At 69.0% G+C, this 13,311-nt stretch carries 14 protein-coding genes; 12 read left to right on the top strand and 2 right to left on the bottom strand.

Annotated elements, in window-relative coordinates:
- Nucleotides 1-19 precede the first annotated feature (19 nt).
- Genes nadA through AC5Y6Y_RS04105 form a run of 4 tightly spaced genes read left to right on the top strand, consistent with a single transcriptional unit; the run spans nucleotide 20 to nucleotide 4,584 of the window.
- Entirely contained in the window at nucleotides 20-1,066 is a 1,047-nt protein-coding gene (gene nadA / locus AC5Y6Y_RS04120) for a quinolinate synthase NadA (protein WP_463825193.1), read from the top strand.
- Entirely contained in the window at nucleotides 1,063-2,652 is a 1,590-nt protein-coding gene (locus tag AC5Y6Y_RS04115) for an L-aspartate oxidase (RefSeq protein ID WP_499919099.1), read from the top strand. The genes nadA and AC5Y6Y_RS04115 overlap by 4 nt, the downstream gene beginning before the upstream one ends.
- The gene (gene nadC, locus AC5Y6Y_RS04110; RefSeq protein ID WP_499919100.1) at nucleotides 2,652-3,509 is read left to right on the top strand and encodes a carboxylating nicotinate-nucleotide diphosphorylase; all 858 of its coding nucleotides are present in this window, start codon (nucleotides 2,652-2,654) and stop codon (nucleotides 3,507-3,509) included. The genes AC5Y6Y_RS04115 and nadC overlap by 1 nt, the downstream gene beginning before the upstream one ends.
- 49 nt (nucleotides 3,510-3,558) lie before the next feature.
- A complete protein-coding gene (locus AC5Y6Y_RS04105; RefSeq protein WP_473139655.1) occupies nucleotides 3,559-4,584 on the top strand; it encodes a zinc-dependent alcohol dehydrogenase in 1,026 nt (341 codons plus the stop codon).
- A gap of 24 nt (nucleotides 4,585-4,608) precedes the next feature.
- On the opposite strand, the gene AC5Y6Y_RS04100 is transcribed toward AC5Y6Y_RS04105, so the two are convergent.
- Nucleotides 4,609-5,022 (bottom strand): nitroreductase family deazaflavin-dependent oxidoreductase, encoded by a 414-nt coding sequence (locus tag AC5Y6Y_RS04100; protein ID WP_473139656.1) that lies wholly within the window; start codon nucleotides 5,020-5,022, stop codon nucleotides 4,609-4,611.
- A gap of 119 nt (nucleotides 5,023-5,141) precedes the next feature.
- Between AC5Y6Y_RS04100 and hisD the strand changes: the two genes are divergently transcribed.
- From hisD to hisI, 8 genes are all read left to right on the top strand, one after another.
- On the top strand, nucleotides 5,142-6,458 hold the full coding sequence (hisD, locus tag AC5Y6Y_RS04095) for a histidinol dehydrogenase (RefSeq protein WP_499919163.1): 1,317 nt from the start codon (nucleotides 5,142-5,144) through the stop codon (nucleotides 6,456-6,458).
- Nucleotides 6,455-7,585, top strand: coding sequence for a histidinol-phosphate transaminase (locus tag AC5Y6Y_RS04090; protein ID WP_473139657.1), 1,131 nt, complete (start codon nucleotides 6,455-6,457; stop codon nucleotides 7,583-7,585). The genes hisD and AC5Y6Y_RS04090 overlap by 4 nt, the downstream gene beginning before the upstream one ends.
- A complete protein-coding gene (hisB, locus tag AC5Y6Y_RS04085; RefSeq protein WP_463825199.1) occupies nucleotides 7,582-8,202 on the top strand; it encodes an imidazoleglycerol-phosphate dehydratase HisB in 621 nt (206 codons plus the stop codon). Before AC5Y6Y_RS04090 ends, hisB begins: the two co-directional genes overlap by 4 nt.
- The gene (gene hisH, locus AC5Y6Y_RS04080; protein ID WP_473139658.1) at nucleotides 8,199-8,822 is read left to right on the top strand and encodes an imidazole glycerol phosphate synthase subunit HisH; all 624 of its coding nucleotides are present in this window, start codon (nucleotides 8,199-8,201) and stop codon (nucleotides 8,820-8,822) included. The genes hisB and hisH overlap by 4 nt, the downstream gene beginning before the upstream one ends.
- Nucleotides 8,819-9,553 carry a bifunctional 1-(5-phosphoribosyl)-5-((5-phosphoribosylamino)methylideneamino)imidazole-4-carboxamide isomerase/phosphoribosylanthranilate isomerase PriA gene (gene priA, locus AC5Y6Y_RS04075; protein ID WP_463825201.1) on the top strand — a complete coding sequence of 245 codons (735 nt, stop codon included), beginning with the start codon at nucleotides 8,819-8,821 and terminating at the stop codon, nucleotides 9,551-9,553. Before hisH ends, priA begins: the two co-directional genes overlap by 4 nt.
- A 6-nt stretch (nucleotides 9,554-9,559) precedes the next feature.
- Nucleotides 9,560-10,360, top strand: a complete 801-nt coding sequence (locus AC5Y6Y_RS04070; protein WP_463825202.1) for an inositol monophosphatase family protein — start codon at nucleotides 9,560-9,562, stop codon at nucleotides 10,358-10,360.
- 83 nt (nucleotides 10,361-10,443) lie between these two features.
- Nucleotides 10,444-11,205: an imidazole glycerol phosphate synthase subunit HisF gene (gene hisF / locus AC5Y6Y_RS04065; RefSeq protein WP_463825203.1), complete on the top strand. Its 762-nt coding sequence runs from the start codon at nucleotides 10,444-10,446 to the stop codon at nucleotides 11,203-11,205.
- Nucleotides 11,202-11,546 carry a phosphoribosyl-AMP cyclohydrolase gene (hisI, locus tag AC5Y6Y_RS04060; RefSeq protein WP_463825204.1) on the top strand — a complete coding sequence of 115 codons (345 nt, stop codon included), beginning with the start codon at nucleotides 11,202-11,204 and terminating at the stop codon, nucleotides 11,544-11,546. Before hisF ends, hisI begins: the two co-directional genes overlap by 4 nt.
- On the opposite strand, the gene AC5Y6Y_RS04055 is transcribed toward hisI, so the two are convergent.
- Nucleotides 11,543-13,039, bottom strand: a complete 1,497-nt coding sequence (locus AC5Y6Y_RS04055; protein ID WP_463825205.1) for a serine/threonine-protein kinase — start codon at nucleotides 13,037-13,039, stop codon at nucleotides 11,543-11,545. The genes hisI and AC5Y6Y_RS04055 overlap by 4 nt on opposite strands.
- Nucleotides 13,040-13,311: the final 272 nt, after the last annotated feature.

Below are 13,311 nucleotides of genomic sequence, written 5' to 3'. Positions count from 1 at the left end.
GGGTGCGAAAGGAGCCCCCATGACGGTCTTGAATCGCATGGACATCGCCGATGAGCTGGCAGCCCGCATCGTCAGCACGGCGACCGGCTACACCGGGATCGAGGGCGACGCGCAGTGGGCTGCCGAGATCCGCCGCCTGGCGCGGCTGCGCGGTGCGACCGTCCTGGCCCACAACTACCAGCTGCCGGCGATCCAGGACGTCGCCGACCACGTGGGGGACTCGCTGGCCCTGTCCCGCATCGCGGCCGACGCGCCTGAGGACACCATCGTGTTCTGCGGGGTGCACTTCATGGCCGAGACCGCCAAGATCCTGAGCCCGGCCAAGACGGTACTCATCCCGGATCAGCGCGCCGGGTGCTCGCTGGCCGATTCGATCACCGCCGACGAACTGCGCGCCTGGAAAGCCGACCATCCCGGGGCGGTCGTGGTCTCCTATGTCAACACCACCGCAGAGGTCAAGGCCCTCACCGACATCTGCTGCACGTCGTCCAACGCGGTCGAGGTGGTGGCCTCCATCGACCCCGACCGCGAAGTGCTGTTCTGCCCCGACCAGTTCCTGGGCGCCCACGTGCGCCGGGTGACGGGTCGGGAGAACCTGCATGTGTGGGCCGGCGAATGCCACGTGCACGCCGGGATCAACGGTGACGAGCTCACCGAGCAGGCCCGCGCCAACCCGGACGCGGAGCTGTTCGTTCATCCCGAGTGTGGTTGCGCCACTTCGGCTTTGTATCTGGCCGGGGAAGGAGCTTTCCCGGCCGACCGAGTCAAGATCCTATCCACCGGCGGAATGCTGGACGCCGCCCACCAGACCCACGCCCGCAAGGTGCTGGTGGCCACCGAGGTCGGCATGTTGCACCAACTACGCAGGGCCGCACCGGAAGTCGAGTTCCAGGCGGTCAACGACCGCGCGTCGTGCAAGTACATGAAGATGATCACCCCGGCCGCACTGTTGCGCTGCCTGCTGGACGGCGCCGACGAAGTCCACGTCGACCCGGACATCGCGGCGGCGGGGCGCCGCAGCGTGCAGCGGATGATCGCGATCGGCCAGCCGGGCGGTGGCGAATGACGACTGGCCCGGTCTGGCAGGACTCCGCCGACGTCGTGGTGATCGGCATGGGCGTCGCGGGACTGGCCGCCGGGCTGGCCGCGCACCGCGCGGGAGGCCGCGTCGTGGTCCTCAACAAAGCGACGCAGACGCGGGCGGTGACCGCCACCCACTACGCCCAGGGCGGCATCGCGGTGGTACTGCCGGACAACGACGACTCGGTCGACGCCCACGTCGCCGACACCCTGGCCGCGGGCGCGGGCCTGTGCGACCCTGAGGCGGTGTATTCGATCGTCGCCGACGGCTACCGGGCGGTGACCGAATTGGTCTGCGCGGGAGCACGATTCGACGAGGTGGTGCCGGGCCGGTGGGATGTTACCCGCGAAGGCGGGCACTCGCGACGACGCGTCGTGCATGCCGGCGGGGATGCGACCGGCGCTGAGGTGCAGCGCACCCTCGATCATGCGGCCCGCCTGCTGGACATCCGCAACGGCCACGTCGCACTGCGGGTGCTGCACGACGGTGACGCGGTCACCGGGGTGCTGGTCGGGCGTGCCGATGGTTGCGGCATCATCCATGCGCCGTCGGTGATATTGGCCACCGGTGGCCTCGGGCATCTCTACAGCGCGACCACCAACCCGGTCGGTTCCACCGGTGACGGCATCGCATTGGCATTGTGGGCCGGCGCGGCGATCGCCGACCTCGAATTCATCCAATTCCACCCGACGATGCTCTACACCCCCGACGGCGGGGGCCGGCGACCGCTGATCACCGAGGCGATCCGCGGTGAAGGCGCGAAACTGATTGACAAACAAGGCAATTCGATCACCGCCGGTATCCACCCGATGGGCGACCTGGCCCCGCGCGACGTCGTCGCCGCGGCCATCGACGCGCGGCTGAAAGCCACCGGCGAGCCGTGCGCCTACCTCGATGCCCGAGCCATCGCCGGCTTCCCGGCACGGTTCCCGACGGTCACCGCCGCGTGCCGCGCGGCCGGCATCGACCCGGTGCGCCAACCCATCCCGATCATTCCGGGCGCACACTACAGCTGCGGCGGCGTCGTCACCGACGTCTACGGCCGGACCGAACTGCCCGGATTGTTCGCCGCCGGGGAAGTGGCGCGCACCGGCATGCACGGCGCCAACCGGTTGGCCTCCAACAGCCTGCTGGAAGGTCTGGTGGTCGGCGCACGGGCCGGCACTGCCGCCGTCGCACACGCGGCGGCGACGGGACATCCGCGCGCGAAGCTGCCCGCACCGATCGTCCACACCGCGCCCGAGCGCGCCGACCTGCAGCAGGCGATGAGCCGGGATGCCTCGGTGGTCCGCGACGCCCCCGGGCTGCAGGCGCTGGCCGGGAAGCTGGGCGCCGCACCGGTCCGGGATGTGACAGACCGGCGCGGCGCCGAGGACGTCGCCCTGGCGCTGGCCGCCCGGACGGTCACCGCCGCCGCGCTGGCCCGCGCCGAAAGCCGCGGATGCCACCACCGCGCCGAACATCCGTCGGCCGCCACCGAGACCGGGCGCAGCATTCTGGTCCGGCTGGCCTTCGACGGCGAGCAGCCGACCGATTCTGTCCAGGTCGAAGCGTTGGCGGCGGTGGGCTGATGATGCTGGACGACGCCGAGCTGATCGACGCTCGGGAGACCATCCGGCGGGGCCTGGTCGAAGACCTGCGTTACGGCCCGGACACCACCACGTTGGCCACCGTGCCGGCGAACGACGTGGCCACCGCGTCGATGGTGCCCCGGGAGCCCGGCGTGGTCGCCGGGGTGGACGTGGCGCTGCTGGTGCTCGACGAGGTGATCGGCAGCCGTGGGTACCAGGTGCTGCACCGGGTGGAGGACGGGGCGAAAGTCGACGCGGGCGAGCCGTTTCTGACGGTGCGGGCCGAGACGCGGGGACTGCTGACCGCCGAACGGACCATGCTGAACCTGGTCTGTCACCTGTCCGGGATCGCATCGGTGACGGCAGCGTGGGTGGAGGCCGTCAGCGGCACCAAGGCCAAGATTCGCGACACCCGCAAGACCCTGCCGGGTCTACGGGCATTGCAGAAGTACGCGGTGCGCGTCGGCGGCGGCGTCAATCACCGGCTCGGTCTGGGCGATGCGGCGCTGATCAAGGACAACCACGTCGCAGCGGCCGGATCGGTGGTGGAGGCGTTGCGCGCCGTGCGGGCCGCCGCACCCGAGATGTGCTGCGAGGTCGAAGTGGATTCCCTCGAGCAACTCGACGAGGTGCTGCCCGAGAAGCCCGAGCTGATCCTGCTGGACAACTTCCCGGTGTGGCAGACGCAGACGGCGGTGCAGCGTCGCGACGCCCGCGCGCCAGAGGTTCTCCTTGAATCCTCCGGTGGGCTCAGCCTGGAGACGGCCGCGACGTACGCCGGCACAGGCGTGGATTACCTCGCCGTCGGGGCGTTGACGCATTCGGTGCGCGTGCTGGACGTCGGCCTGGACATGTAGCGCCGGGCATGGGCTTCAGCGCATGAGGTGACCGGGCAAGGATGGTGCGATGCGGCAATTGACACATGCGGAGCCCGGGCACTACGCGTGGCGCGAGGTCGCCGACCCGGTGCTGGCAGCGCCCGGACAGGCCTTGGTACGTCCGCTGGCCGTCGCCTGCTGCGACCTCGACGTCGCTGTCTGCGCTGGTCGGCTCCCGCTTCCGCCGGGTTACGCGGTGGGTCATGAAGGCGTGGCCGAGGTCGTCGCGGTGGGCGCGGAGGTGTCCAGCGTGCGAGTCGGGGACCGGGTGGTGGTCCCTTTTCAGATCAGCTGCGGCACCTGTCGGGAGTGTCGCCGCGGGGCGACCGGCTCCTGCGGTTCGCTGCCGCTGATGGCGATGTACGGGATGGGACCGATCGCCGGCCTGGACGGTGGCGGGTTCATGTCGGATCTGGTGTTGGTGCCCTACGCCGATGCGATGCTGATCCCGGTTCCGGCCGGGGTCGATCCGGTGGCCGTCGCCTCGCTGTCGGACAACATTCCCGACGGCTGGCGCACAGTCGGTCCCTTCGCCAGCGAACTAGCCCTGCTGGACCAGGCCGACCGGCGAGTGCTGGTGGTCGGCCGGTTGTCCATCGGGTTGTATGCGGTGGCGTTCGCTTCAGCGCTCGGCGCCCAGGTGGACTACGTCGACACCGACCCGCAGCGGTTGAGCGCGGCACAACAGCTTGGCGCGACTACGCACGACCGGCCGAAACCGGCCAAAGAGTGGGATCCCTATCCGGTGACGGTGAACACCTCGGCCGATCCGGAGCTACTTGCCGCTACGTTGCGCGCGACGTGGGCGGACGGCGTGTGCACCGACACCGGCATCTATCACCAGAACGTCGAGATGGCGCTGCTGCACCTGTATACCCGGGGCGTCAGGTTCGTCACCGGCCGGGTCAATGCGCGCGCGGCCATCCCGTCCGTGCTCGGGCTGATCGCCGACGGATGTGATCTGTCGGCGGCCGTCGACCGCGTGGTGCCGTGGGAAGAAGCCGCTGCCGCGTGGCCCACCATGACCGGCAAGACGGTCTTCACCAGGATTTGACTCGCGGCCTTCGGCACTTGCGGCTCAGGCGACGTCGCCGACCAGGACCGCCATCCGGCGCAGTTGCAGTCGCGCCAACCAGGGCAGCCCGGCCGCCTCGGAACCGGCGGGCAGGATCCGGGGATTGGTGATGTGCACCACCCGACGGGTGTAATGCACGTCGGCTTCACCGGCGGCCAGCACGTTCTTCGCCCAGTCGGTCTTGCCGTGACCCAGCGCGACCGCCAACAGACCGCCTTTGCGGTAGGTGGTAACGATGGTCCGGTACGGCTTGCCGGACTTGCGTCCGCGGTGCTCGATCGTCGCCGTGCCGGGCAGGTAGCGGACGATCGGTTTGAGCGCCGGGTTGAGGTATCTGACTTGGAGGTTCTCGAACCACACCGGGTAGATCATCGGGACGCCGGGGGCGTTGTTGGGGTGTTGATCCCGACCGGGCATAGCTGGCTCCCTCCGCTACCGGGCCTGACTTCCACCGGGCACACTACCGGTGGAATATCGATGTGAGCTGCTCTGGGACAATGGTGGGCGTGACGACTACACCGACCGGCGAGCCTGCGCTGCTGTCCCGTATCGATCTGCGGGGTGTGGAGCTGACGGCCGCGCGGCTGCGGGCCGATCTGCCGCGCGCCGGGGTGGACGTCGAATCGGTGCTGGACCGGGTGCGCCCGATCGTGCAGGCGGTCGCTGAGCGTGGTGTCGAGGCGGCCCTGGAGTACGCCGAGCAGTTCGACGGCGTGCGACCTGCGGCGGTCCGGGTACCCGAAGGTGCGCTGGAGGCCGCGATCGTCGGACTCGACGACGATGTGCGCGACGCGTTGCAGGTGATGATCGAGCGGGCGCGTGCCGTGCACGCCGACCAGCGCCGCACCGACACCACCACCACATTGGGTCCGGGCGCGACGGTCACCGAACGCTGGGTCCCCGTGGAGCGGGTCGGCTTGTACGTGCCCGGCGGAAACGCGGTCTACCCGTCCAGCGTGGTGATGAACGTGGTGCCGGCGCAGGCGGCCGGGGTCGACTCGCTGGTGATCGCCAGCCCGCCCCAGGCGGAGTTCGGCGGGCTGCCCCACCCGACCATCCTGGCTGCGGCCGGGCTGCTGGGTGTCGAAGAGGTGTGGGCGGTCGGCGGGGCGCAGGCCGTGGCGTTGCTGGCGTACGGCGGCCTCGACACGGGTGGACCGGAGCTCGTTCCGGTCGACATGATCACCGGTCCCGGCAACATCTATGTCACCGCCGCCAAACGGTTGTGCCGGTCCCTGGTCGGAATCGACGCCGAGGCCGGGCCCACCGAAATCGCGATCCTGGCCGACCAGACGGCCAACCCGGTGCACGTCGCCGCTGATCTGATCAGCCAGGCCGAACACGACGAGATGGCCGCCAGCGTGCTGGTCACGCCCAGCGTCGAACTGGCCGACGCCACCGACGCCGCACTGGCCAACCAGCTGCAGACCACCGTGCACCGGCAACGCGTCGAGGCGGCGCTGTCCGGGCCGCAGTCGAAGATCATCCTGACCGACGACCTCGACGCCGCCGTCCAGGTCGTGAATGCCTACGCCGCCGAGCATTTGGAGATCCAGACCGCCGACGCAACGGCAGTGGCAAGCCGAATCCGTTCCGCCGGAGCGATTTTCGTCGGGCCTTATGCCCCGGTCAGTCTCGGTGACTACTGCGCGGGGTCCAATCACGTGCTGCCCACCGCGGGTTCGGCACGGCACTCCAGCGGCCTGTCGGTGCAGACCTTCCTGCGCGGCATTCACGTCGTCGACTACACCGAATCAGCTCTGAAGGATGTTGCCGGGCACGTGGTCGCGCTGGCCCAGGCCGAGGATCTGCCCGCCCACGGCGAGGCCGTCCGGCGACGGTTCGAGTCATGAAGCCGACCCTGGACGACTTGCCGCTGCGCGCTGACCTGCGCGGCAAAATTCCCTACGGCGCACCGCAATTGGAGGTACCGGTACGGCTGAACACCAACGAGAACCCGCACCCCCCCACCCGGGCGCTGGTCGATGACGTCGTAGCATCGGTGCGTGCAGCGGCCGCCGATCTGCACCGGTATCCCGACCGCGACGCGGTGGCGCTGCGCACCGATTTGGCCGCCTACCTCAGCGCCCAGGTCGGTATTCCGGTCGGCCCCGAAAGCGTCTGGGCGGCAAACGGATCCAACGAGATCCTGCAGCAGCTGCTGCAGGCCTTCGGCGGCCCCGGGCGCAGCGCGATCGGATTCGTGCCGTCGTACTCGATGCATCCCATCATCTCCGACGCCACCCGCACCGAATGGCTGGAAACCGCCCGCGCCGACGACTTCAGCCTCGATATCGAAGCCGCCGTCGCCGCGGTCACCGACCGCCGACCCGATGTGGTGTTCATCGCCAGCCCCAATAATCCGTCCGGACAGAGCATCACACTGCCGCAACTGCGCCGGCTGCTCGATGCGGTGCCCGGGATCCTGATCGTCGACGAAGCCTATGGCGAGTTCTCCGCGCAGCCCAGCGCGGTGACGCTGGTCGAGCAGTACCCGACCAAACTCGTCGTCACCCGCACCATGAGCAAGGCATTCGCCTTCGCCGGCGGCCGGCTGGGTTACCTGGTGGCCACACCCGCCCTGGTTGAGGCCATGCTGCTGGTGCGCCTGCCGTATCACCTGTCCTCGGTCACCCAGGCCGCCGCGCGGGCCGCCCTGCGGCACGCCGATGACACCCTGGGCAGCGTCGCCGCCCTGATCGCCGAACGCGAGCGGGTGTCGACCGCGTTGGCCGGCATGGGTTTTCGGGTGATCCCCAGTGACGCCAATTTCGTGCTGTTCGGTGAATTCGCCGACGCGCCGGCCGCGTGGCAGCATTACCTGGATTCCGGCGTGCTGATCCGCGACGTCGGCATCCCGGGTTATCTGCGCGCCACCACGGGGCTGGCCCACGAGAACGACGCCTTCCTGGCGGCGAGCGCCCGGATCGCCGCCACCGAACTGGCCCCGGCCCCGCAGCCTTGTATAGGAGCATCGTGACAGTCCACGAACCTCGGCGCGCGCGTATCGAACGCCGCACCAAAGAGTCCGACATCGTCATCGAGCTCGACCTAGACGGCACCGGCCAGGTCGACATCGACACCGGCGTCCCGTACTTCGACCACATGCTGACCGCACTGGGCAGCCACGCCAGCTTCGACCTGACCGTGCGCACCAAGGGTGACGTCGAGATCGAGGCGCACCACACGGTCGAGGACACCGCGATCGCCCTGGGCCAGGCGCTGGGGGAGGCGTTGGGCGACAAGAAGGGCATCCGCCGGTTCGGTGATGCGTTCATCCCGATGGACGAGACGCTGGCGCACGCGGCTGTCGACGTGTCGGGCCGCCCGTACTGCGTACACACCGGTGAGCCGGATCATCTGCAGCACTTCACGATTGCCGGCAATGCGGTGCCGTACCACACCGTCATCAACCGGCACGTGTTCGAATCGCTGGCCATGAACGCCCGCATCGCGCTGCACGTGCGGGTGCTCTACGGTCGCGACCCGCATCACATCACCGAGGCCGAATATAAGGCGGTGGCCCGCGCGCTGCGTCACGCCGTCGAGTTCGACTCCCGGGTTTCGGGCGTGCCATCTACCAAAGGTGTTCTGTGACAGCGCAAGTCGTTGTTCTCGACTACGGTTCGGGCAACCTCCGGTCGGCTCAGCGGGCGCTGGAGCGCACCGGCGCCCGGGTCGAGGTGACCGCCGACGCCGAGGAAGCGCTGGCCGCCGACGGACTGGTAGTGCCCGGGGTCGGGGCATTCGAAGCCTGCATGGCGGGTCTGCGCAAAGTCGACGGGGAACGCATCATCGCCGAGCGGGTCGCGGCCGGACGCCCGGTACTGGGTATCTGCGTGGGCATGCAGATCCTGTTCGCCCGCGGCGTCGAGTTCGGCGTGGAGACCACGGGTTGCGGGCAGTGGCCCGGCGCGGTGACCCGGCTGGACGCCCCGGTGATCCCCCACATGGGCTGGAACGTCGTGCAGGCCGCGCCCGGCAGCACGCTCTTCAACGGTCTGGCCGAAGACACCCGGTTCTATTTCGTACACTCCTACGCCGCACAGCGGTGGGAAGGATCACCCGCAGCGATGTTGACCTGGGCGACACATCAGGTGCCTTTTCTAGCCGCGGTCGAGGACGGGCCGTTGTCGGCGACCCAGTTCCACCCGGAGAAGAGCGGCGATGCCGGCGCGGCCGTGCTGGGTAACTGGGTCGAGGGGCTGTCGCGATGACGCTGATCCTGTTGCCCGCCGTCGACGTGGTCGAGGGCCGAGCCGTGCGCCTGGTCCAGGGCAAAGCCGGCAGTGAAACCGAATACGGCTCCGCGCTGGATGCCGCGCTGGGCTGGCAGCGCGACGGCACCGACTGGATACATCTGGTCGACCTCGACGCCGCGTTCGGTCGCGGCTCCAACCGGGAGTTGCTCGCCGACGTGGTGGGCAAACTCGATGTGCAGGTGGAGCTATCCGGCGGTATCCGCGACGACGACTCGCTGGCGGCGGCGCTGGCGACCGGTTGCGCGCGGGTCAACCTGGGCACCGCGGCGCTGGAGAACCCGCAGTGGTGTGCGCGGGCGATCGCCGAGCACGGCGAGAAGGTCGCCGTGGGCCTGGATGTTCAGATTGTGGAGGGCGAGCACCGGTTACGCGGACGCGGTTGGGAGACCGACGGTGGCGACCTGTGGGAGGTGCTGGACCGCCTGGACAGCGAAGGATGCTCGCGCTACGTGGTCACCGATGTCACCAAAGACGGAACGCTGGGCGGGCCGAACCTGGAGTTGCTGGCCCGGGTCGCCGAGCGCACCGACGCGCCGGTGATCGCCTCCGGCGGGGTGTCCAGCCTGGACGACCTGCGTGCCATCGCGACCCTGACCGATCGGGGCGTCGAGGGCGCCATCGTGGGCAAAGCCCTCTACGCCGGTCGTTTCACGCTGCCACAGGCGCTCGCCGCGGTAAAGGATTGACTCGCAATGGATCTGGACGCGTTGGTGGTTCAAGCGTCGGCCATCCTCGACGACGCGGTCGAACCGTTCCTGGCCGGCCACCGTGCCGATTCGGCAGTCGCCAAGAAGGGCAATGACTTCGCCACCGAGGTGGATCTGGCGATCGAACGGCAGGTCGTCGACGCGCTGGTCGCGGCCACCGGAATCGAGGTGCACGGCGAGGAGTTCGGCGGCGCGGACTTCGACTCGCCGTGGGTGTGGGTGCTGGACCCGATAGACGGGACGTTCAACTACGCCGCGGGGTCGCCGCTGGCGGGGATTCTGCTGGGGCTGCTGCGCGAGGGTGAGCCGGTGGCGGGGCTGACCTGGTTGCCGTTCACCGGCCAGCGGTATACCGCGGTGGCGGGCGGTCCGCTGCTGCGAAACGGAGTGCCGCGGCCCCCGCTGGCGCACTCCGAACTGGGCGACGCGCTGGTTGCCGCGGGATCCTTCAGCGCCGACTCGCGCGGCCGGTTCCCCGGCCAGTACCGCCTGACCGTGCTGGAGAACCTCAGCCGGGTGTCCTCCCGGTTGCGTATGCACGGCTCCACCGGGCTCGACCTCGCCTACGTCGCCGACGGAATACTCGGCGGGGCAATAAGTTTCGGAAGCCATGTGTGGGATCACGCGGCGGGCGTCGCGCTGGTGCGGGCCGCGGGCGGTGTCGTCACCGACCTGGCCGGCCAACCGTGGACCCCGTCGTCGCGGTCCGCCCTGGCCGCCGCACCGGGTGTGCACGGGGAGATGCTGGAGACCCTGCGCGGCACCGGCGAACCGGAAGACTTCTGATGCCGAGCAGACACAAAAGTCCCCGACACGCCGATGAAAATGGAGCTTTTGCGTCTGCTCGCGAGGGGACAGGTGGCCTCGCGGTGCGGGTAATCCCGTGCCTGGACGTCGACGACGGTCGTGTCGTCAAAGGCGTCAACTTCGAGAACCTCAGGGATGCAGGTGATCCCGTCGAACTGGCGGCCGCCTACGACGCCGAGGGCGCCGACGAACTGACTTTCCTCGACGTGACCGCTTCCTCGTCGGGACGGGCCACGATGCTCGACGTGGTGCGCCGCACCGCCGAGCAGGTGTTCATCCCGCTGACGGTGGGCGGCGGCGTGCGCGCGGTGGCCGACGTCGACATGTTGTTGCGCGCGGGTGCCGACAAGGTGTCAGTCAACACCGCCGCCATCGCCCGGCCCGACCTGCTGGCTGAAATGTCGAGACAGTTCGGCTCGCAGTGCATCGTGTTGTCCGTCGACGCGCGCACGGTGCCGGCCGGATCGGCACCTACGCCGTCGGGTTGGGAGGTCACCACGCATGGCGGGCGCCGCGGCACCGGCATCGATGCCGTGGAGTGGGCGACCCGCGGTGCGGAGTTGGGTGTGGGCGAGATCCTGTTGAACTCGATGGACGCCGACGGTACCAAAGCCGGATTCGACCTGCCCATGCTGCGCGCGGTGCGCGCCGCGGTCACCGTGCCGGTGATCGCCAGCGGCGGCGCCGGAGCAGCAGACCACTTTGCACCCGCGGTCGCCGCAGGTGCCGATGCGGTGTTGGCGGCCAGCGTCTTTCACTTCCGGGAGTTGACCATCGGCCAGGTGAAGGCCGCGATGGCCGAGCGGGAGATCACGGTGCGATGACCCTGGACCCACGAATCGCCGCGCGGCTCAAGCGCAACGCCGACGGACTGATCGCCGCAGTGGTGCAGGAACGCGGCACCGGCGATGTGTTGATGGTCGCCTGGATGGACGACGACGCGCTGGCCCGAACTCTGAAAACCCGTGAGGCCACCTATTTTTCGCGATCGCGCGGTGAGCAGTGGATCAAGGGCGCGACATCGGGGCACACCCAGCATGTGCACTCGGTGCGTTTGGACTGCGACGGTGACACCGTGCTGTTGACCGTGGACCAGGTGGGCGGCGCGTGCCACACCGGTGACCACACCTGTTTCGACGCCGAAGTGCTGCTGGAATCCGATTAGCGGGAGCCGACGTTCAGGCCCGCGGTGGCCTCGAGTGCAGCCTTGGCCCACTTGCCTTGCGCCACCGCGGGTTTGATGCGCTCCTGACGAATCTCGTCAACATTGATGGCGCCTTTGCTGACCGCCGGTGGGACCTGGAAGGCGAAACTCGCCGATTCGGTGGCGATGGCGAGGATGGCGTCATGGTCCTGGAAGTTGTTGCTGCGCATGATCCGTGCCGCCCACTCATCCGGGGCAACACCACCGAAGTTGCTGACGTACACCACATAGAGCATGGTGCCGCGCTGGGCGTGGAGCTGGTCGAGGGCGACCTCCACCGAGAAATGCTCGCTCTTGTTCAAGACGTGGTTCTCGTCGGTGACCTGGCCGGTCAGATGCGGCACCTGTTTGGCCGCCGTTGGTACCGGACTGCCGGGCGGGGCCGGTGGTCGCGAGGTCACGCTGGTCTGACTGGACGCATCGGCCCCGCGGCTGCCGGGCTTCTCGGTCATCACGAACACACCGAGGATCACCGCAATGCCGACCAGGGTGATGGCCGCCAGCGTCACGATCAACGTCGCGTGCCCGCCGCCGCGCGGGGGCGGGGGCATCATCGGCACCGGCGGGTTCATCGCCATCGGAGGCACCGGCACCAGGCCGGGCGGGGCGCCGAGTGCGGCCGCGAACTCCGTGCACGAGGCAAAGCGTGCCGCCGGGTCCTTGGCCATCGCCCTGACGATGACGCCGTCGAGGTAGGCGAGGTCGGGCCGTCGCGCACCGAGCAACGGCGGCGGCGCGGACAGATGCTGGCTGATGATCACCGCCGAACTGGTGTGGTCGAACGGTGCAACACCGGTGAGCAGCTGGTATGCGGTGCACCCCAGCGCGTACTGGTCGACGCGCCCGTCGAGGTCCAGACCCTGCAGCTGCTCCGGCGAACAGTAGGCAGTGGTGCCCATAGTGATATTCGTGGCGGTCAGATTGCTGCTCGCGCCGAGCTCGCGGGCGATACCGAAATCGGCGAGCACGATCCGTCGTCGTGGTTGGGCGTCACCGAGCAGGATGTTGGCGGGTTTGACGTCGCGGTGCAGCAAGCCGCGGGAATGCGCGTAGTCGAGCGCGTCGGCCACGGCCGAGATGATCTGCACCACCTCCGGCAGCGGCATCCCGTTGGGGTAGTGCTCGTGCAGCAGTCGCGCGGCGTCGGTGCCCTCCACATAGTCCATCGAGAGCCACAGCTGCCCCTGGTATTCGCCGCGATCGTGGATGCCGACGATGTGCTGGTTGTAGAGGCTGGCTGCCAACTCGGCCTCGCGGTTGAAACGCTGGCGGTACTCCGAATTCGAGGTCAGCTCGGCGGGCAGGATCTTCAGCGCGTCACGTCGCGGCAAGCGGGGGTGTTGAGCCAGGTAGACCTGGCCCATGCCGCCGGCGCCCAGCCGTCGCACGATGGTGTATCCGGCGAACAGCTCACCCGCTGTCAAGCCCTCGCCGGGACCGTCGCTTGTCGGCATGTGAGCATGCTACTGAGCGACCCGGCCCGTTCGCCGGGCAATGCCCGCAGCGGTGTGCCCCGTTTCGGCGCGCGGAAGATCGTCGCAGCTCCGCTGGTAGGATCGGGGGCGCCGTGAGTTGCACCGATGCGCGCGTCGATGGGGCGGTGACATGCCTTTCATGGGGTGAAATCTGTTCTGTTCGTCAGTGATTCGAACGAGGCGGACGGTGTTGCGCTGATGCGCAGTGCGCCCCAACGTGATTCCGTGACGTGAGTGGGTCCACCCGGCGG

The sequence above is a fragment of the Mycobacterium sp. NGS24 genome (assembly GCF_059813065.1).
Note: the sequence above shows the minus strand (reverse complement) of the source record. Positions and strands in the feature narration are given on the sequence as shown.